This is a genomic window from Gammaproteobacteria bacterium, from assembly GCA_034522055.1.
In the GTDB taxonomy this organism is placed as follows: Bacteria; Pseudomonadota; Gammaproteobacteria; order JAABTG01; family JAABTG01; genus JAABTG01.
In genome coordinates this window covers 277,448-297,200 of the sequence record JAXHLS010000002.1, presented here as the reverse complement: position 1 = coordinate 297,200, position 19,753 = coordinate 277,448, and the positions used below count along the sequence as shown (strand labels likewise).

General features: G+C 67.1%; 19 protein-coding genes. 1 reads left to right on the top strand and 18 read right to left on the bottom strand.

The features are described from left to right. The 4 genes from U5S82_01500 to glgP all read right to left on the bottom strand — a co-directional run bounded on the left by U5S82_01500 (position 1) and on the right by glgP (position 5,111). Positions 1-519 (bottom strand): hypothetical protein, encoded by a 519-nt coding sequence (locus U5S82_01500; GenBank protein MDZ7750344.1) that lies wholly within the window; start codon positions 517-519, stop codon positions 1-3. Then, positions 482-1,810, bottom strand: coding sequence for a protoporphyrinogen oxidase (gene hemG / locus U5S82_01495; protein MDZ7750343.1), 1,329 nt, complete (start codon positions 1,808-1,810; stop codon positions 482-484). Before hemG ends, U5S82_01500 begins: the two co-directional genes overlap by 38 nt. A gap of 166 nt (positions 1,811-1,976) precedes the next feature. Continuing rightward, positions 1,977-2,459: a hypothetical protein gene (locus U5S82_01490; protein ID MDZ7750342.1), complete on the bottom strand. Its 483-nt coding sequence runs from the start codon at positions 2,457-2,459 to the stop codon at positions 1,977-1,979. A gap of 57 nt (positions 2,460-2,516) precedes the next feature. Further along, entirely contained in the window at positions 2,517-5,111 is a 2,595-nt protein-coding gene (gene glgP / locus U5S82_01485) for an alpha-glucan family phosphorylase (protein ID MDZ7750341.1), read from the bottom strand. A 1,020-nt stretch (positions 5,112-6,131) separates the two neighbouring features. Here glgP and U5S82_01480 point away from each other — a divergent pair. Further along, entirely contained in the window at positions 6,132-6,416 is a 285-nt protein-coding gene (locus U5S82_01480; GenBank protein MDZ7750340.1) for a hypothetical protein, read from the top strand. 519 nt (positions 6,417-6,935) lie between these two features. On the opposite strand, the gene U5S82_01475 is transcribed toward U5S82_01480, so the two are convergent. The 14 genes from U5S82_01475 to U5S82_01410 all read right to left on the bottom strand — a co-directional run bounded on the left by U5S82_01475 (position 6,936) and on the right by U5S82_01410 (position 19,542). After that, positions 6,936-8,102, bottom strand: a complete 1,167-nt coding sequence (locus U5S82_01475) for a hypothetical protein (protein MDZ7750339.1) — start codon at positions 8,100-8,102, stop codon at positions 6,936-6,938. An 803-nt stretch (positions 8,103-8,905) separates the two neighbouring features. Beyond that, positions 8,906-9,421 carry a nitrous oxide reductase accessory protein NosL gene (locus tag U5S82_01470; GenBank protein ID MDZ7750338.1) on the bottom strand — a complete coding sequence of 172 codons (516 nt, stop codon included), beginning with the start codon at positions 9,419-9,421 and terminating at the stop codon, positions 8,906-8,908. Between the two features lie 5 nt (positions 9,422-9,426). Continuing rightward, on the bottom strand, positions 9,427-10,122 hold the full coding sequence (locus tag U5S82_01465; protein MDZ7750337.1) for a sulfite exporter TauE/SafE family protein: 696 nt from the start codon (positions 10,120-10,122) through the stop codon (positions 9,427-9,429). Beyond that, positions 10,119-10,322: a hypothetical protein gene (locus U5S82_01460; GenBank protein ID MDZ7750336.1), complete on the bottom strand. Its 204-nt coding sequence runs from the start codon at positions 10,320-10,322 to the stop codon at positions 10,119-10,121. Before U5S82_01460 ends, U5S82_01465 begins: the two co-directional genes overlap by 4 nt. After that, entirely contained in the window at positions 10,319-10,813 is a 495-nt protein-coding gene (locus tag U5S82_01455) for a TlpA disulfide reductase family protein (GenBank protein ID MDZ7750335.1), read from the bottom strand. The genes U5S82_01460 and U5S82_01455 overlap by 4 nt, the downstream gene beginning before the upstream one ends. Position 10,814: 1 nt before the next feature. Beyond that, positions 10,815-11,816: a hypothetical protein gene (locus U5S82_01450; protein ID MDZ7750334.1), complete on the bottom strand. Its 1,002-nt coding sequence runs from the start codon at positions 11,814-11,816 to the stop codon at positions 10,815-10,817. Then, on the bottom strand, positions 11,813-12,490 hold the full coding sequence (locus U5S82_01445) for an ABC transporter ATP-binding protein (GenBank protein ID MDZ7750333.1): 678 nt from the start codon (positions 12,488-12,490) through the stop codon (positions 11,813-11,815). Before U5S82_01445 ends, U5S82_01450 begins: the two co-directional genes overlap by 4 nt. A gap of 6 nt (positions 12,491-12,496) precedes the next feature. Beyond that, a complete protein-coding gene (locus U5S82_01440; protein MDZ7750332.1) occupies positions 12,497-13,630 on the bottom strand; it encodes an FtsX-like permease family protein in 1,134 nt (377 codons plus the stop codon). After that, the gene (locus U5S82_01435) at positions 13,614-13,964 is read right to left on the bottom strand and encodes a hypothetical protein (protein ID MDZ7750331.1); all 351 of its coding nucleotides are present in this window, start codon (positions 13,962-13,964) and stop codon (positions 13,614-13,616) included. Before U5S82_01435 ends, U5S82_01440 begins: the two co-directional genes overlap by 17 nt. Positions 13,965-14,299: 335 nt before the next feature. Beyond that, positions 14,300-15,766 (bottom strand): RimK family protein, encoded by a 1,467-nt coding sequence (locus U5S82_01430; GenBank protein MDZ7750330.1) that lies wholly within the window; start codon positions 15,764-15,766, stop codon positions 14,300-14,302. A gap of 30 nt (positions 15,767-15,796) precedes the next feature. Next, positions 15,797-16,918, bottom strand: a complete 1,122-nt coding sequence (locus tag U5S82_01425) for a peptidase C39 family protein (protein MDZ7750329.1) — start codon at positions 16,916-16,918, stop codon at positions 15,797-15,799. A gap of 133 nt (positions 16,919-17,051) precedes the next feature. Continuing rightward, positions 17,052-17,825, bottom strand: a complete 774-nt coding sequence (locus U5S82_01420; protein MDZ7750328.1) for an ABC transporter ATP-binding protein — start codon at positions 17,823-17,825, stop codon at positions 17,052-17,054. 44 nt (positions 17,826-17,869) lie between these two features. After that, positions 17,870-18,343, bottom strand: a complete 474-nt coding sequence (gene nikR, locus U5S82_01415) for a nickel-responsive transcriptional regulator NikR (GenBank protein MDZ7750327.1) — start codon at positions 18,341-18,343, stop codon at positions 17,870-17,872. A 56-nt stretch (positions 18,344-18,399) separates the two neighbouring features. Then, positions 18,400-19,542 carry an FAD-dependent oxidoreductase gene (locus U5S82_01410; GenBank protein MDZ7750326.1) on the bottom strand — a complete coding sequence of 381 codons (1,143 nt, stop codon included), beginning with the start codon at positions 19,540-19,542 and terminating at the stop codon, positions 18,400-18,402. Positions 19,543-19,753: the final 211 nt, after the last annotated feature.

The following is a 19,753-nucleotide window of genomic DNA, read 5'->3' as shown; positions in this document are numbered from 1 at the left end:
TCAGGGCGGGGCGCCCACCACCAGCCGGCCGCCGGCATCCACGTGGTGGCGCGGTCCCTCGAGGTCCCCCTGACGCGGGTCCCCGGTGCCCGGCAGGCGCCGGCCCGCGGCGTCGAACAGGGCGCCGAAGCAGGGCTCGCCGAAGCCGCCGCTCCAGCCGGCGGGGGTACCGGGGGCGGCGGCGGGCAGGTGATGTACCTTGCAGCCGCGCACGGATTCGAAGGGATGGAACACCGCGACCCCGCCGGCGGCCCGATGGATCCACAGGGGACGGCCGCGCCAGCGGACCTCCCGCACGGTGCCGGGGACGAGTTCGGCCACGGGGATGATGATCACGCCATGCCCGGTTCCGTCTGTTCCTGCGGCTGGCGCGAGGGTATCCCCGAGAAAGCCCGCCAGGGGCACCATGAAGGCCAAAACGCCACCGAGGGCGAGGAGCTTGAGGGCTCGGGACAGCAGGCGGCGACGGGACAGGGTAGGATCAGCCGTCGCCGATGCGCCCGGCCAGTTCGCGGGCATTGCGCACGCAATCGTTGAGGGCGATGCCGCGGTAGGCGTTGGCATTGAGGTGCAGGCCCGGGTGGCGGTCGAGCTTCTTGAACACCCCGTCCACCACCGCCAGGTGGCCCACCTTGTAGTTGGGTATGCCCCGGTCCCAGCGCTTCACGAAGGTAACGTCCGGCGGCGAGGTCACGCCCATGGTCTCCCGTACGCCGCGCAACGCGGTATCCACCAGGGCGTCCTTGTCCTGGAGGGCGAGTTCGGGGTTGCGCTGGCCGCCGATCATCACCCGCATGGCCTTGCAGCCGGCGGGTACGCGGTCGGGGAAAACCGAGCTGTCCCACAACACCCCGAGCACCTGGCGCCGGGACGCGGCGGTGGTGAGCAGGCCGAAGCCATCCAGGGGATGGTCCAGGTGCCGGTAGCCCAGGCCCACCACCGCCACCGGCGAATACTCGATGGCATCGATCTGCATGGCGAGGTGGCTGTCCAGCTCACGCAACAGCTTGGCCGTGGTGTGGGCGGGCGTGCTGAGCACCACCTGGTCGAAGGTGGCCGTATCACCGGCGCTGTGCACGGCGTAGCCGTCATGCCGTTTGACCACGCCGGTGACCGGCGTACCGAGGTGATGGTTGCCCGGGATGCGGGTCATGAGGTGGTCGATGAAGGTGCTGACGCCGCCGGTGAAGCTCATGAGCCTGCCGCCGGGGCCGGCCTGTTTCTTCTTCTTGCGCAGCATGCCGCGGAACAGGCCGCCGTAGGTGCGCTCCAGATCCACCACCAGGGGGAAGGCGGCGTTGACGGAGATCTGCTCGGGGGTGGAGGCGTAGATGCCGGCGGTCATGGCATTGAGAAAGACGTCGGTGAACTCCGCCCCCAGGCGGCGGTCGCCGAAGGACTTCAGGGTCTCGTCGTCCACGTCGCGGCGGGGCGCGACGAACACCTCCGCCGCGGTGCGCAGCTTGCCCCGCCACGACAACAGGCGGGTGGTGAGGAAGGCGGGTGGGGTCTCGGGCAGGCGGTGGAGTTTGTCCGTAAAGATGTAACGGATGCGGGCCGCGTCATTGCTCTCCATGAGTAGAGCCTCGCCACCGGCATCCTTCACCAGGTCCAGGGTGTCGGGCTTGCTGGTGAGAAAGCCGTTACCGCCATGCTCGAAGAGGAAGCCCTCCACGTCCACGGTGCGCATGGTGCCACCGGCCAGGTCCTCGGCCTCGTACAGGGTGAGCTGCCAGTCCGGGTGCTGGCGATGGAGATAGAAGGCGGTGGCGAGCCCGCTGATGCCGGCTCCGATGATGGCTATGTGCATGGTGAGAATCGAATGGGGGATGGGTGGGGAATTTAAGGGGTTCCGGGGGCGCTGTCGAATCCGTCTGGCGATAGGGCCCGGCCGGCGGTGCGGTGGCCGCTGGCGTGGCGCCGTGATGCGGTCGCTGCACCATCCCGGGGATGGCGCGCGAGGCGGTGAATTTGACTCATTGCGCGCTGCGCACCAGGGTCTGCTGGAGCACCAGCGCCTTGTCGCTGGCGCGGTTGCGTATATGGCGCTGCTCCTCCAGAGCCGTCAGGGTGGCCCGTTCCCAGTCCCGGCGCTGGTCCGTGGTGAGCAGGGCCTGCAAGGGCTCCATCCTGAAGGAGGGGGCCACGCCGGCCGCATCGAACAACCTCCGGAGCAACGCCGCGCCGGGCCCGCGGTCATCGAAATGGACGGTGTCGTCACCCAGGGCCCGGTTGAGTTCCAGCGCCAGTTGGGGGGCGGCGAGGGCCCTGCGGTCTCGCACCTCGGGCGTGAGTCCGGTGGCCTGCTCCGCGCCGGATGCCACCGGGAAGCCTGCCGCCTCGGGCCGGGCCACCAGACAGTAGGCGGCGCCGTTGTGCAGCACCAGCCCGATCTCCAAGGGAAAGCCATCCTCGCTGGTGTCCGAGGACTCGGCGTGGATGACGTTGGGCATATTCATCGGGCGCGCCGGCGTCGAAGGTGGATGTTCGTCATAGCTGTTCTCCGGGACGGTGTCTTACAACCAGTCCATGCAGCCGTGCTCGAAGCGGTGCGCGAGCAGCGGGTGAGTAGGGTATATGCGTATCCTGTAATGCTCCAGCCCATTCAGCCGCAGTGCATCGTCACCGGCGCACAGGTCACAGGAGAAGCGGGCGGCGGTGCCCGTCACGGCGCCGGGCACGAGTCGGAACTCCTGTTCGGCGACGAAGGTGCCGAAGACGTCCTCCTGCCCCATGAGGCATTCGACCGCCACCTGGTCGGGCGGCAGGCCGTTCAACTCGACATCCACCTCCAGCACCAGCCGATCGCGGGTGGTGATGGCGGCGGGGGGCTCCACGGCGAGGCGCGCGGAGACGCCGGGCCAGGCGGCGCATACCCGGGTCTTCCAGCGGGCGAGTTCGCGGGCCCCGCCGTTGTCCCCGTCCGCACCCGCCAGACGGCGCCCGTGGGCGGCCGCCGGGGCGTAGTAGTGCTCGAGGTAGTCCAGGGCCATGCGCTGGGAATTGAAACGCGGGATGGTGGTCTTCATGGCCGCCTTGCTCATGCCCACCCAGTCGTGGTGCTTGCCGTCGGGTCCCAGCTCGCCGTCGCTGCGGCGATCGTAATAGACGGGCAGGACCTGATGCTCGAGGATATCCAGCAGCGCGGCGGCCTCCTGTTCGTCGCGGGTGGCGCCATCCAGCTCGGGATGGGGCGTGATGGCCCAACCGTTCTCGCCGTCGTAGGCCTCGCCCCACCAGCCGTCCAGCACGCTCAGGTTGATGACGCCGTTGATGGCCGCCTTCATGCCGGAGGTGCCGCAGGCCTCCTTGGGATACTCCGGCACGTTGAGCCACAGGTCCACGCCCGGAAGCAGTCGGCGGGCCATGGAAAAGTTGTAGTCCTCCAGCAGGATCACCTTGCCGAGGAATTCCGGTCGCATGCTGATGCGGTGGATGTCACGGATGAGGGCCTGCCCGGGCTCGTCGCTGGGATGGGCCTTGCCGGCGAAGATGAAGATCACGGGACGGGCCGGGTCATTCACCATGCGGGCCAGGCGGTCGAGGTCGCGAAACAGCAGGGTGGCGCGTTTGTAGGTCGCGAAGCGCCGGGCGAAGCCCACCACCAGGGTATTGAGACGAGCGGGCGACAGGGCCTCTTCCAGGCGCTTCGCTATCGCATCCGAACAGCCGGCGCGGCGGTACTGGACGGCGACGCGTTGGCGGCAGTCCTGCAGCATGTCCGCCTTCAGGATCTGGTGGACGCTGCGGTAGACATGGTTGGGTACCGATTCCACGAAGCGGGCCCAGAAGGCCTCATCCGTCAGGCGGGCGCGCCAGCCGCCGTCCAGATACATGTCGAACAGGGACATCCAAGGCAGGCCGAGAAAGGTGCTGATGTCCACGCCGTTGGTGACGTAGCCGACGGGGTTCTCGGCCACGGGCACCTGGGGCCACAGGAAGCGGGCGGTCTCGGCGGCTACGCCGCCGTGGATGCGGCTGACACCGTTGTGGAAGCGCGAGCCCCGTAGCGCCAGGGCCGTCATGTTGAAGCCCCGCGGGTCGCCGGGATAGGCCCCGAGGGCCAGCACCTTGGGGACCTCGACCCCGAGGTCGGTCAGGAAGCGCCCGAGATGATGGTTCACGAGGTCGTGCTCGAAGATGTCGTGGCCGGCCGGCACCGGGGTATGGGTGGTGAATACCGTGTCCGCCGCCACCCGTTCCACGGCCCCCGCAAAGTCCAGCCCGGTGGCCATCTGTTCGCGGGAGCGTTCCAGGATCTGAAAGGCGGAATGGCCCTCATTGATGTGCCACACACTGGGCTTCAACCCCAGCCCGCGCAGGGCACGCACGCCGCCCATGCCCAGTACGATCTCCTGGCGGATGCGGTTGGCGCGGTCGCCGCCGTAAAGTTGGGAGGTGATGCCGCGGTCATCGGCGTGGTTCTCTACCAGGTCACTGTCCAACAGATAGAGGCGGATGTGCCCCGCCTTGGCCAGCCACACCTGGAGCACCACCTCGCGCTCGGCGATGGGCACGGTCACCCGCAGGGGCTCGCCCGCGGTGTCGCGGGCCAGGCTGACCGGCAGATCCTCGGGGTCGCGATGGACGTATTCCGCCTGCTGGTGGCCGTCGCAGGTGAGGCGCTGGGTGAAGTAGCCCTGGTGGTAGAGCAGACCCACGCCGACGAAGGGCAGCCGCAGGTGGCTCATGGCCTTGCAGTAGTCCGCCGCCAGGATACCCAGGCCCCCAGCGTAGATGGGCATGCTCTGATGGAAGCCGAACTCGGCGGAAAAGTAGGCTACGAGGTCGTCGTCGTGGGGCAGGTACTTCCCGTAAGCCTGGCGGGGATGCTCCTGGAGGTAGATGTCATAGGAGGACACGGCGCGCCCGAACTCCGCCAGGAACATGGGATCCGTGGCCGCGGCGTTCAGCCTGGCCTGGGGCACCCGCCGCAGGAACAGCTTGGGATTGTGGGCGCAGGCGGTCCAGCACTCGGGGTCCAGGTGCCTGAACAGGCCCCGCACACTGCGATCCCATGAGTAGTAGAGGTCGTTGGCCAGCTCCGCGAGTCGCGCCAGACGCGGGGGAATGATGGGTTGGATCTCAACCGTGAAGCGTGTACCTGTCATGGGGATGGTGATGCCTCGGGGGTGTGGGGGTTCCTTGTACCCGGCCCAATCGCGTTCCTGCGCCGGAGTGATCTGCCGTAGTTATCTCGAATAACCGGCGCCAAGCATAATCCCGGCGTGTGGTCGTTTGCCAACCCGTGCGCGGCGTCGTCGATGGTGTCCTGTTCGGGACGCGTCATGGAGCGCCGTGGCGGTGGTGCGGGCATCGCTGCGTGTCCCGCCTGTCACGGCGCTGCAAAGGGTCGCGTCATACCATGCGCATCATCGCAGGGGCAGGTGTTCATCGCGGCGAGTCCCGGCCTCTCGCCGGAGCGCCTGTCCCGCCCGCGGCCTCACCCCGCAACGTCCGATGGAGCACGCCATGCTCGATGGAGGAACCCCCCGGTACAGCGCCCCTGTCGTGTCGAGAGCGCACCCCGACCCCGCCCGCCGCCGTATCATGCGCAGTATGGCGGTCTGGGTCCCCATGGTGGTGCCGGCGGTCATGGGGGTGGTGGTGCTGCTGATCCTGCGATGACCGGCGGGCGGCCCCGGCGGCATCCGTCGCGCGCGGCAAAAGAAAAGGGCCGCTCGAGCGGCCCTTCCGGTGTCGGCTCGCCGGAGCCTGACGGGTATCAGTAGATGAGAGAGAAAACCAGCAACACCAGTAATACCATGATCACGGGTGACGCCTCACCGAGGGCCCGAAACAACGCCCTCTTGGCGTGCTCATGTTCGAACGCCTCCTGAGTCTGGATGGACCGAGAGGGCGGCGAGGACGGGGTGGGTTCATCGTCTAGGCGATGGCTGGCATGTCCGGGGGTAGCGAAAATATGCATTGTTGGGAATCCTCCCGTGTGTGCCTACGGACCGGATAGTACGCCCCTGACGTCACACTTCCGTGACGAAGTTCACCGAACACCTCAATCGTGGTCAGGGGCGAGGGCGTCTGGGACCCGGTTCTCAAATGGTGACGGGGCGGCACCCGCAGCTGGGCTTTTGCACCCAATCAGTTGGTGCTTGAAAGAGGCATCCGACTAGTTGCCCGAAGGCATGCTGCCGGGCGGCCTGCGGGCCGCCAGCGATTTCGCCCTCTACTGTCATGCCATCGAGGAAACCGGCGCCGATGGTCGCGGCGTCCGGGATTTGGTGTCCCGGGTGGAGGTCGAGGGCGTGGGCCCGGCGCTGGCCGGGGACGGCGTGCCGGCACCTTCACCGGCACTGCCTTCGACATCATCCAACACGCCGATGCTCATGGCGTGGCGGCGGCCATCGAGGGCCGTGTTCTCGAATCCGTCTGAGATCTTCAAAGCCCGGGGCTCCTGAGGTGCGATAAATGTCCGCCGGGGTCTTCGACTGAAGGCATATTCGGGGTTGACTTATGCACACGCATTCCCTTAGAGGCCTGACCCCACGCTTGTCTGTCGGCGGATCAGTCATACGCCGACCCTCTTTGCCCTAACTCATTGAAAACTGGTGGCTGTACAAGATTTCACCAATCTGACAGAAAACGCGCCACCATCCCGTTTGCGGGATATTTAACCCAATCTGTTCACAGAGTTTTCCACAGGATGTGTGGGCAATCCGGGAATCTGTCACAGGTACAAAGGCTTAGCGCCTATAGCGGCGAAGTTCTGTAAGGAGATCGTCCTATCCGGGGTTTCCCTGGGATCGAGGCATACGAGTCTCGGGCGGCTGGAGGCTCCCGCGCACCCAGGCGACGTAGGGTGGGTCAAGCGCAGCGGACCCACCGGCCAACAGGCGCCGGGGGCATGCCGCCAGCGTCGCCACGGTGGAACCGCTGCGCTTGTTCCACCCTACAATTGATTCACCATTCAACCGGCCTCATGCCGCCCCCCAATACGGCGTCTCGATGCCCTCCCCCAAATCCACCTCGACCAGGCGCCGGCGCAACTCCAGCAGGCGTTCGAGCAGCGCCGGCTCCCGCTCCTCGTAGGCCGCGGCATCGGGCACCCGTTTGACCACCACCCCCAGCAGTTCTGTGATGGCGTTGCCGATGGAGTTCTGGCTGATGGTGACGATGAGCCGGCCCTCGTCGTTGCGGTAGATGATCTGCTTGAAGGCGGGTTGCCAGCGGATGGCGTTGGCGTAGCGGGCGTCTCTCATGCAGTGGTCCCGTACCTTTTTGGCGGTCTTCAGGAAGTCGTTGTCGAACAGCAGCACATTCTCCACCGCGTCGGGGTAATAGATGTCCCGGGGCATGGGGGCATTGCGGGTGGAGACCTGGCTGAAGAAGGTGCGATAGAAGTCGAGAAAGCCCTGGAGCACGGCGTCGTACTCCTTCCAGAAATGCACCTCCCGCAGGGCGTCGATGCCGCCGTCGATCTCCCAGCTGGGCAGACCCTGGGGATAACCCGTGAGGGCGATACAAGAAGCCTCCGCACTCGCGGGCCTTAGGATGGAGAGGTCCAGCGCACGGTCGAAGAATTCGCGATAGACGTCCCGCATGTAGGCCTGGAACAGGCTGTGCTGGCCGCCGTCGGTGAGGTTGGGATCGTGGGAATCAGCGGCGGGGGCGCCGCGCAGCTGGTCCATGTCGAAGGCGATGAAGTGGTTGTGGAGCATGCGGATGCTGGGCACCCCCTTGGAGGTCAGGGGCCAGGTGGCGTCGAGACTGGCCTCGCCGGCGAGGATGAGATGCCGGCCGGGGTCCGGGTACTGCTCCACCATGTAGTCCAGTATCACCTGGTTCATGCGGTTCCAAACCTGCCGCACGTTCTGGGGGACCTGGGTGCGCCGCACGGGCCGGCCCAGGGGGTCGAGGATAATCTTGGAGGTGTTGTAGATGATGGAGCAGTCGAACTCGTTGCTGTGGCCGAGGGCCTTGCGATAGAGCAACAGGTGCTCGGGGTTGTTGAGCAGGCCGTTGTTATGCACCAGGTCTTCGAGGTTCTCGGTGCTGTTGAAGAACTCGTTGGGGGCCATGCCTTCGGGCACGTCCAGGGGTATGGGCCTGAAAGGAGTGGTGATTTCGCGGGGTTGGGATGTCATGACCAGGGATTCCATGGGGCTGTGATGGGCTTGGACGGCCCGCATGGGCCGACTTCATGAAACCCTCTCATTCTAAGGCATTCATGAACCGGACGTTGTCCGATGAGTGACAGCCGTGCCTCGTCGCCCCGGGCTGTCGGGCTGAAGCCCAACCTACAAGAACACCACCCCCGTTTGTTCCTGAGGCACGGATGTAGATCGGGATTCATCCCGACATTCAACCCTGCCGTATATGCCTCGGGCCGGGGTGGAACCGGCCGCGGGCTGTCGGGCTGAAGCCCAACCTACAAGAACACCACCCCCGTTTGTTCCTGAGGCACGGATGTAGATTCGGGATTCATCCCGACATTCAACCCTGCCGTATATGCCTCGGGCCGGGGTGGAACCGGCCGCGGGCTGTCGGGCTGAAGCCCAACCTACAAGAACACCACCCCCGTTTGTTCCTGAGGCACGGATGTAGGTCGGGATTCATCCCGACATTCAACCCTGCCGTATGTGCCCTGGGCCGGAGTGGAACCGGCCGCGGGCTGTGGGGCTGAAGCCCAACCTACAAGAACACCACCCCCGTTTGTTCCTGAGGCACGGATGTAGGTCGGGATTCATCCCGACATTCAACCCTGCCGTATGTGCCCTGGGCCGGGGTGGAACCGGCCGCGGGCTGTCGGGCTGAAGCCCGATCTACAGCCTTATTTCGTATGTTTCGTGTCTTTCGTGGTTTGCACTTTTGCTTTTTCCTGCCTTTCGCGTGTTTCCTGGTTGTAAAGTCCGGGTTGGATGCCGGCATGGATCCCGACACGGACGGTTCAGGGTTTGGCGGGCGCCTTCGGGTCGTCGAACCGGCCCTCGTCCACGTGCCGTATCAGGGTCGGCGTGATGTCGTCGAAGCGCAGGGTGGCCCGGCCGTCGTGATCGGCGCTGAAGCCGGCGGCGTCCTTGGCCGTCTTCAGGGGTACCAGTTCGTGGCCCATTGGCCCGTAGACGTCGGAGCCGATGACGAACCAGGCCTCGCGGGCATCGATGGTCTCCAGATCGTAGTAATCGGTGACGGCGATGATGTCGATGTCCCCGGGGCGGTGGCCCGGCGCGTACTTGTCCAGGGCGAAGAGGAACTTGAACAGGTCCTTGGCGCCATCGAAGTGATGCACATGACCGTCCTTGAAGATCACGGTGGCGACCCACTCGGGATACCTGGCGACGAACATGCCGCACACCGGGCAGCTGGCCCGCGGGCCCGGCTGCGGGACGTCTACGGGGCCCGCCAGGGCGGGTCCCGCCAGCAGGGCCAGGGTCATGAGGATGGCAAGGGCGCGGGCTGCCATTAGCCTCACCAGTTGGCCAGGTCCTTCATCACCATGGTGTAGCGCACACCCTGGTAGACGGTGGCCACGCCCATGGCGATGACGATCAAGGCGGCGGCCTTCATCAGGCCGCCGCGGAACTTCGCCCCCATACGGCCGAACAGCACGCTCACGAACATCATGGAGGGCAGGGTACCGGCGCCGAAGGCCGCCATCAGCAGGGCGCCCTCGAGGGCGCTGGCGGCGGTGGTGGCCTTGACGGCGATGGCCAGGGTCAGGGCGCAGGGCATGAAGCCGTTGAGGGTGCCACCCATCATGGAGCCCACCACCGGCCCCCGTTTCATGGCCGCACTGAAGCCGCTACGCACCAGCCGTGCCGGCAGGAAGCTGACGGCGAAGCGCAGGCGGCTCACCCCCAGCACCTCGAGGCCGATGAGGATGACCACCACGCCCGCCACGATCTGCAGGATCCCCTGGGTCTTGCCGATGATGCCGGTGGAGGTGAGGGCGAGACCCAGCAGCGCCGCCAGGGCACCCACCAGGGTGTATACCCCCACCCGGGCGCCGTGGTAGGCCACGTAGGGCAGCACGCTCCTGTTCTCCACGTCCTTGTTGACGCTCATGAAGAAAGCCGACACCAGGCTGCCGCACATGCCGATACAGTGGCCGCTGCCCAGGATCCCCGCCATGAAGGCGGCGGCGTAATTGAGTTCGGGGCTCACGGATTCCGGTACCCGGATGTAGTCGTGGCGGCGGGGAATTCCGCGTCGTGGACCGCGCGTGAGATCACGTAGGCCTGACGACAGCCGGGACAACAGAAGTGAAGCAGGTGGCCGGCGCTACGCAGCAGGTGGCGGTCCTCGTACACGGTGAGGCCGCACAGCTCGCAGGCCCGGAGTGCCTTGGGGGCGGCGTCCCTCACAGGGTCTCCACCAGCATGCGCTCGAAGGTCTCCCTGTCCGCCTCCCCCAGGATCTTGGCGCGGATGCGGCCGTCGCGGTCCACGAAGAAGGTGGTGGGCAGGCCCACCACGCCGTAGGCGCCGGCCACCTCGGATTTCCGGTCCAGCAGGGTGTCATAGCTGATGTCGATGGCGGTGACGAAGTCATGGGCGGTGTCGTGGTCCTGGCCGACGTTGACGGCGAGGATGGCGACGCGATCCCGGTAGCCCTGGTAGACGGCCTCCACATCCTGCATCTCTTGTCTGCAGAAGCGGCACCAGTCGGCCCAGAAACGGAGCACCACGGGGGTGCCGGCGAAATCCTCGGGGAATGCGCGCCGCTCGCCCTGCAGATCCACCAGTTCGAAGGGCGGTGCGGGGTCGCCCTGGGCCAGGCGCTGGCCCTGCTCGCAGCCGGGCAGAGTCAGGGCGAGGGACAGCAGGAGCCAGGGCATGGGGCGGGGCAGGGGCATGTCAGCCTCCCAGGAGTATGAGGTTGGAACTGGCGATGAGCCAGGTGACGGCCACCAGAAACAGCGCGAACAGGAAGGTGGCCATGGTGTCGAGGCGCCGGCCCGCGGTATCCACGATGGCCCGCATGGAGGCGGTGCGGGCGAACAGGCGCGTCACGCCGTGGCCCAGGGCCAGGGCGGTGGCCAGGAACAGGGGGATGTAGAGCCCGTAGCCCACGAAACCGTACTCCGCCTGCAGCATGCAGAAGGGGCAGTGGTGATGGGGGTGTTCATAGACATAGAGGGATATGAAGGAGATCACCGCCAGGATCGCAGTCACGAAGGCCACCGGCGCCAGTACCAGGAACAGTCGCTGCAGCCAGCGCGTGCGCCGGGACAGCAGGCCGGCCGCTACCGTGAGGCCCAGGACGGCGTAGAAGGCCGCCATGGTGGGCCCGGGCGCCAGGCCCGTGAGGTCGCCGGCCACGGCGTCGCGGTCGCTGCTGAACAGGGTGCCGCAACAGGAGGTGATGACATCCGCCTCCAGGTTGAGGAAATAGGCGAGCTGCAGCCCGGCGGTGACGGCGGCCAGTGGCGCCACCACCAGCAGCAGCGCGTACTTGACCCGCACTAGGGGGTAGTCCGGGGCGCGGTTGTCAAGGCGGTTCATGATCAGCCACACGGCGGCCATAAAGAACAGCAGGATACGCAGGTTGAGGCTGGGAAAGCCGAAATCGTTGGCGTTGAGGGTGCCCACCGCGCACATGGCGCCCACGAACAGGGGCGCCATGCGCTCGGCGTTGAGCACGAACAACAGCAGGGCACCCAGTTGGGTCAGCAGCACGAAGGTGACCAGGGTGGACATCAAATAGGTGCGGCGCTCCAGCCGCAGCTGCAGGGCGCTGCCGCTGGCCGGTTCCCAATGGCGCAGCAGCCGCACCGCAAACAGGGAAGCCATGGCGAGGAACACCAGGCCCACCAAGTCCGCCAGCACCAGGGCGATGATGGCCGGCTGGAAAATCACGCCCCGGCCTCCACGCGCCCGTCCCGCAGGGCGATCACCGTATCCACCAGGGCGGCCTCGTACACCAGGGGGTCATGGCTGGTCATGAGAATCGTCTTGCCCTGGTCCACGAGTACCTCCAGGATGGCCAGAAAGTCCCGCGACATGGCCGTGTCCAGGTTGGCCGTCGGCTCGTCCGCGATGAGCACCGGCGGGTCGTTGATGAGGGCGCGGGCGATGGCCACCCGCTGTTTCTCGCCGCCCGACAGCCACTCCACCGGCGCCTCCGCCCGTTCCGACAGGGCCATCAGCTCCAGCAGTTCCAGGGCCCGGGTCACCAGCCCGCGGCGCGGCGGGCCCAGCGGATAGGCGGGCAGCATGACATTCTCCAGCGCCGACAGACCGCTGATGAGATTGAAGTGCTGAAATACGAAGCCGAAGCTGTGGCGTCTCACCTCCGTCAGGAAGCGTTCCGGCAGACCCGAGATGTCGCGGCCCTCGAGGCGGACACGCCCCGAAGTGGGTCGCGCCAGGCAGCCGACCAGGGTGAGCAGGGTGGTCTTGCCCGAGCCGCTGGGCCCGGTGAACACAGTGACCTGGCGGGCGGCCACCTCCAGGGACACGTCGCGAATGGCGGTGAACTCGTTGTGCCTGCCTTCATTGAAGACCTTGCTGACCTGGCGAAGTTCTATCATGGCGCCTCAGCGCATCACGGCGTCGGGATCGGTGACCGCGGTCTTCCAGTTGGGCACCACCGTGGCCGCGGTATAGGGCACCACGGTGAGGAACAGCAGTACCGCGAGTTGGAACAGATCGACGCGGGGCGTCAGGGTGAAACGCGGGTAAAGGGTGGCCCAGCCCTTCAGCACTGGCTCGAACATGACGGCGGAGGCGCCGAAGACATGGCCATAGGCCAGCAGCACCCCCAGCAGGAAGGCGGTCACGGACACCAGGGCCCCTTCCCAGGTCTTCATGGCGATGATGTCGGCGGTTTCCCAACCCACCGCCTTGAGGATCCCTATTTCGCGGCGTTCCTCGGCGGACAGGCCCGAGGCCTTGTCCCAGGCCAGGATGGCGAAGGCCAGCAGGGCCCCGGAGAACACCGCCAGCACCAGACCCTGGCGCCAGTCGAACAGGGAGGCGTAGGTGCGCTGCATCTCAGAGCGCAGGATGGGGCGGGTATCCGGGAAGCGTTCCACGATCTTCTCGGCCACCTTGGTCACCTCCCGCGGGTTGCGCACCCGCAGGGAGATGTCCGTGAACAGCCCGCGCCGGATGCCGAAGAAGGCGCGGAAGTCCGCTTCCGAGACCAGGATGGCGTCGGCGGTGATGATCTCCGACTCCGGCGTCAGCAGGCGCCGCACCTCGAAGGTGAACAGGCCGCCGTCGTGGCCGCGGAAAGACAATACGTCGCCGGGCGCCGCGCCCCGGGCCCGCGCCAAGCCGCTGCCGATGTCCACCGCGCCGGCGGGCGGGGCATCGGCGGCGGGAACCATGAACGTATAGTTGGCGGCGGTGACGGGATCGAAGTGGTAGCCCCACAGCCGCCCCCGCGCCTGGCGGGCGCCGCGAATGGCCTCGATGTCCGCCATGTAGGCGGCGGAAATGAGGTCGTGGCGCCCCGCCACCATGCGCTGCACCACCACCTCCGGGGCCTGCTCCAGCAGGAGACCCGCCTCGCGCTGGATGGCATCGGTGAACATCATCACCGAGGCCAGCACGAACACCAGCAGGGTGTATACCGCCACCAGCCCGAGATTGCGTGCCCAACGCCGCCCCATGGCCGCCAGGGTGTAGTCCATGAGGTAGCGCTGGCGCTCAATCCATACGGACATGGGCGGTGATCCCGGGTGGCGGCCCCACGACGGAGCCGGAGGGAAAATGGTCCAGGGAGTAGGGGGCGTCCTGGAACGGGGTGTGGAGATCCGCCTGGGTCAGGTGGCGGGTATAGCGGGCCTCGGTGAATAGGCACAGATCCGTGAGTTCGAGGGCCGCCACCAGGGCCTGGTTGCGAGCCATGCGCGCGGCGGCCTGCTCGGTAAACAGGGCGCCGCCGGCCAGGGTCGCGGCCACGGCGATGGCGAGGCCGCCCACCACCACCAGCGCCACGTCGGATTGGCGCGGCCGGCGATCACGGGAGGGGTGTGCAACGGGTTTGCTGTGGACCATGGCCTATCATGGGGCGCCCGGGCCCGCCGCCGGGGGCCCGTCCTGCGCCTTCTCAGGCAGTGCCGGCACTGCCCCCAGGGACCGGCGTTACAGATGGGCGACACGCTGCATGCCGGGGGTGCCCGTACAGGGTCCGAATGGGGTGACCTTCACTGCGATGGTTTTATTTCCGGGCAGTCCTTTCCCGGCACCGAACATCCGTCGCGGTACCCGGCATGGCGCCCGGCTCTCTGGATCGTCCCGGACTATTTCACAATGCAGGGAGTCCGGCAAGCCCCTGCGGCATTCAGTCACCCGTCGGACGCCGGAGCCCTCGGCGCGGCCCCGGAGGGGCTTCACCGGCCCCGGCGGGCATCGAGGCGCCGCAGGAATTCCTCCATCACCTTCAGGTACAGAGCGTCTCCGAGAACCTCGTCCTCCACGCCCGATTCTACGCTCGGGTTGTCGTTCACCTCGATCACCACCACGCCCTTGGGGGTCTCCTTGAGGTCCACGCCGTAGAAGCCGTCGCCGATGAGGTTTGCCGCCCGCAGGGCGGTCTTGACCACCCTGGGCGGGGCCTCGGCGAGGGCGAAGGTGTGCCATTTGCCATTGGTGACCGGGCCCGCGTGGTCGTAGATCTGCCAGTGGTCCGCCGACATGAAGTACTGGCAGACGAACAGGGGCTGGCGATTGAGGATGCCCACGCGCCAGTCGAAGGGGGTGTAGGTGTAGGCCTGGCCCAGCAACAGTTCGGAGTTCTTGAACAGGCGTTTGGCCATGGCCTCCAGCTCGGTGCGGTCCGCCACCTTGAAGACCCCGAGGGAGAAGGAGCCGTCCGGCACCTTGAGGACGATGGGATAGGGGATGGCCTGCTCCAGGGCATCCAGCTCGCCGGCGCGCACCATGACTGTCCGGGGCGTGGGCACGCGATGGCCCTTCAGGAGTTCCGCCAGGTAGATCTTGTTGGTGCAGCGCAGGATGGACTCGGGGTCGTCCATCACCACCATGCCCTCGGCCGCGGCCTTGCGGGAAAAGCGGTAGGTATGGTGGTCGATGGCGGTGGTCTCGCGGATGAACAGGGCGTCGTATTCGCCGAGACGCCCGAAGTCGCGCCGGGTGATGAGTTCCGCATCCATGCCGAGCCTGGTGGCGGCGCGCACGAAGGCCCGCAACGCTTTGGGGTCCGACGGCGGCAACTTGTCCTCCGGGTCGTGGAGAATGGCCAGGTCATAACGTGCCGGCTTGCGCCCCCGGCGGGCCAGCCAGCGCTTGTTGAGATAGGCCTCGAGGGCGGCGAAGAAGGCCGCCTCGTGGGAGGCTTCCAGCTCCTGGAGCCCGAGGGCGCGGATGGCCTTGATGCGCCAGTGACCCTTGAGGGTGAAGTCCACCTTGAGCAAGGGCGCGCGGAAGATCTCGAACAGCTCCCGCGCCAGGTTTTGGAGATCGGTCACCTGGCTCTGGCCGAACAGGATGGTGATGGAGAAGGCGGTGGTCTCCATGCCGGCCTTGCGCCGCCCCAGGATGCGCTGCACCCGGTCATCCAGGTCGGCGGTCTCAAGCGAGTACAGGGAGCGGCCGCTGATGTCGCGCACCGTGCGTACCGTGGGGATGATGCGGTGGCCGCGGGCCTCGGCGAGCAGGGAGCAGTAATAGCCCTCGCCGAGATAACGCTGGGTGCGGCACAGATTCACCACCCGGAGGTCGCGGCGGTCCTGCCACGTCGGATCGGACAGGTAACGGGCGGCGGATTCCACGTTGAAATTGGGATAGTGGGGCTTCCAATGGCTCAGACGCTCCACCAGCAACAGGTGTTCGGACACTACCGGCCTCCGGGCTGTGTCATCGCCGCGTCAGACCACGGCCTCGGCGGCGGACCCGGCGTACAGGGTCACTACGGCCTGGAGGCCGACGCGGCCGTAGCGGGCCATGCGCCCGAACTGCGCGCGGCCGATGGGCATGTTGATGGAGTCCATGAGCGTTTCGCCCTCCTCCTCATCCACGTAGGGGTCATGGACGTAGACGAAGTTGCTATCGAAGCCCGTCACCAGCACCCAGTGGGGCATACGTTCCTGGTAGATGGCCCAGGAGCTGATGAGCACGATGGGGATTCCGCCGGCGTGAAAACGGTGTTCCATGTCCTCCACGGTGAGGGCGCCAGTGGTGATGGGCACCCCCAGGTCCTCCAATTCCAGTTGCATGTCCTCCTGCACCAGGCGGATCACCTCCTTCTTCTCCGGGTCACGTACCGAAGCGATGAAATGTACGCCGTCGCCGCTGACATGCACCTGCGCGCCGAAGCCCCGCCTGGCCGCCGCCAGGGCGAGACCGAAGGGCCCGCAGCCGCCATGGCCGGAGGTCATGAAGATAGTAGTGGCCTCCCGCCACAGCCGCAGTTCGAGGTGCCGCGACAGGCCGGTCTCCGGACGCAAGTGCTTCATGGCCATCATGAGGGCCGCGGGGCCGCAGGTGAACTCGAGGGTCTGGCGATAGAACGGGACGGCAGGAAGGTCGGGGTGCAGATGCGGCGACAGGGATTTTTCGAAGCGCCACGCGTCCATGTGGTCCTCGTAATAGCCCGGCCATTCCCCCAGGCGGCGATAGCCGAGGGACTCATAGAGGCGGATGGCGGCAGTGTTGTCCTTTCTCACTTCCAGGCGCAGATAGGCCCGCGGCCGGGCCCAGGTCTCTTTCTCCGCCGCGGTCACCAGGGCGCGGCCCACGCTCCGGCCGCGCATGTGGTCGGCCACGGCGATGGAATAGAGCCGTGCCACCGAGGTGCCGCGGGAAAACAACAGCACTACGTCGCCCACCAGGCGGCCGTCCTCCTCGGCCACCAGGACCGCCGCATTGCCCTTCTTGACCAGATAGTGCAACTGGCGCCGCGAGATGCGATCCCCGTGGAAGCAGGCCCGCTCGAGTTGGTCGAGGGCGGGGATGTCCGACACGTCCCCGTGGCGGATATGCAGGGTCATGGCATGGTGCCCGTTCCGCGGCACCCTCTCTGGGTCCCATCGACGCGAGTCGTCCGGTGCCGGAGACGGCAGTATGCCCGACTCCGCAGCGATCCCGCGATTTCCAGCGAGCGACGCGGCGGCCCATGCCTTTTCAGCCTTTCGCCTCGTGAGGGTGGGAATGGGGCGGTGCACCGTGGCGATGGTCGGCGGGGACACCGGGGGCGTGGATGTGGAGATGGGCATGGGTGTGGGGGTGGCTGTGCATGGTGGCCGCGTGGAGTCGGCCTTCGTGGAGCAGCACCGCCCGCGTCACCATGCGGGCCAGCAGGCGGTTGTCGTGCGAGACGAAGACCATGGCCTGGGGCAGGGACTCCAGATGGGCCGTCAGGCGCTCCTCGGTGGCGGTATCCAGGCCGTTGGTGGGCTCGTCCAGCAGCAGCACCTCGGGCTCCATGGCGAGCACCGCGGCCAGGGCCACCAGGCGTTTCTCGCCTCCGGACAGGCGATGGGTGACGCGCCCGGCGAGGGTGTCCAGACCCAGGGTTCCCAGGGTGGCGTGAGCCCGTGCCAGGGCGGTCGCGGAGTCGAGCCCCAGATTGAGGGGGCCGAAGGCCACATCTTCCTCCACCGTGGGGCAGAACAGCTGGTCGTCGGAATCCTGGAACAGCAGGCCCACCCGGCGGCGCATAGCGCGGAATTCCTGCTCCGTGCGGCAGGGCCGGCCGAAGGCGGTGATGTGGCCCGCCTGGGGCCGGTGCAGTCCCACCATGAGCTGGAGCAGGGTGGATTTGCCGCTGCCGTTGGGGCCCACCACGGCCACCCGCTCGCCGGCGTGGATGTGGAAGTCCACCGCCGCCAGCACGGGGCGGTCCGGGTAACGGAAGGTGACGTCTTCGAGGGCGATCAGGGGCGGTCCATCCGCCACCGGCGGCGGGCCATGTCCGTGATGGTGGCCGGCGCTGCTGGCGCTCACGTGATGGGCTGGGTGTGGGTATGGGAATGGCCCGTGCCGGTGTCATCGTGGGCATGGGCGTCCTGCCGGATCTCCACCGGTACCACATAGAGCCGGCCGTGGCGCACCCCGGGCTGGGAGATCACGGAGTTGGCGAACTCCTCCACCGTCCGGGTGGGGCCGCGGAGCACGACGGTTTCGAGGCAGTTGTCGTGGTCGAGATGGACATGGAGGGTAGAGACGGCCAGGTCGTGGTGGCGGTGCTGGGCCTCGGTGAGGCGGCTGGCCAGCATGCGCTCGTGGTGATTGTAGACGTAGCTCAGGGTGCCGATGCAGTGGCCGCCGTCGGGGGCCTTCATGCGCTCCGCCTCCAGGCGCTCGCGGATGAGGTCGCGAATGGCCTCGGAGCGGTTGCGGTAACCCCGGGTGACGAGAAACTGCTCGAACTGATCCACCAGTTCGTCGTCCAGGGAAATGGTCATGCGTTCCATGGGGCTCGTGTCTCCTCGCTGAGCGCGGCCGTCGCAACGCCGCCGTGATCCACGGGTCAGGTCCTCGCCTGACGCCGGTAGGGTCGCAGGTAGTGCCATTCGAAGGCCTGCTTCATCCAGTGCACGGGCGCTCCCGCGCCAAGCATCATGCTGCGCTTGGGGTCACGGTATACCACCGAGCCGGCGTCGAGGGTATCCACCAGGCAGATGAGTTCGGTACGGAAGGTGTGATCCTGGGGCTTGCCCTGGATGTGGGCCATCAGGTTCTTGGCCGCGGTCTCGGCCTGAAGGTCCGCCATGTGGGCCTGCTTGGGCCGCCACTCGGGACCGGGGAAGCTGCCGGCATCGCCTGCCACCCATACGCCTTGGGTGTCCGCTACCCGGCACTGGGCGTCGGCCTGGATGAAGCCGCCTGCGGACAGGGGCAGGCCGCTGCCGGCGGCCCAGTCGGGGCCCGTCATGCCGGGGATGAACAGGATCAGGTCGGCAGGCACCTCCCCGCCTTCGGTGACCACCCGGTCCGCCTCCAGGCGCTGGGGCTTGTGGCCGAGGTGGGTGGCGATGTCACGCCTCGCCATCTGCGCCAGCAGCCGGTCCACCGCCTTGTCGCCCATGCGCTGGCCGGGTCGTTCGGCGGGACTGAAGAAGGTGAGACTGAAACGCTCGCGCCGGCCCTGGCGGCGCAGCAGGGTGTCGGTGCCGAACATGAACTCGAACACCGGGCCGCCGCGCATGGCAGAGGGCTCCTTGGGGTTGCCGGCGAAGCCGAAGGCCAGGGCGCCGCCGTCCAGCTCCGCCAGGCGGTCGCTGAAGGCCTTCGTGGGGCCCCAGCCGGCGCACGCGATATGGGCGTGCTCGATGCCCGGCAGCTTGCGCAGGTAACGCCCGCCGCTGGCCACGATGAGGTAATCGTAGCTGAACTCGTCGTTCTCGGTGCGCGCCGTGCGCGTGGCGGCATCGAGGCCGGTGAGGGTGCCTGCCACGTGCTCCACGCCGTGGCGGGCGAAAAAGCTGCGCACATCGATGCGCAGATCGGCCTCGGTGCGCTCGCCGGCCGGCACCCAGATGAGGCTGGGGTAGTAGAACAGTTCCGGTGCCGGAGAGAGTACGGTGATGTCATCTCCATAGCCCTGCTTGCGCAGGGTGCGGACCGCGGTGCAACCGGCGAATCCGGAGCCGATGATGAGGGTCTTGGCCATGGGGCCTCCCGGGCCGTGGTGGAGGTTGACGTATGAAGTCGCTAAGTAAAGTCCCTCCCTGTCCCTCGGGGCGGGATGGGGAGTGGAGACGAACGCGGTGATCTCCGCTCCTCTCGCGCCATGCGGGGCGGTGCGGCTCGCCGTGATCGTTTGGCGCAGATTATAGAGGCTGCCACCGCCCCGGTCAGGCCCCGTCTGCGGGGTCATTCCC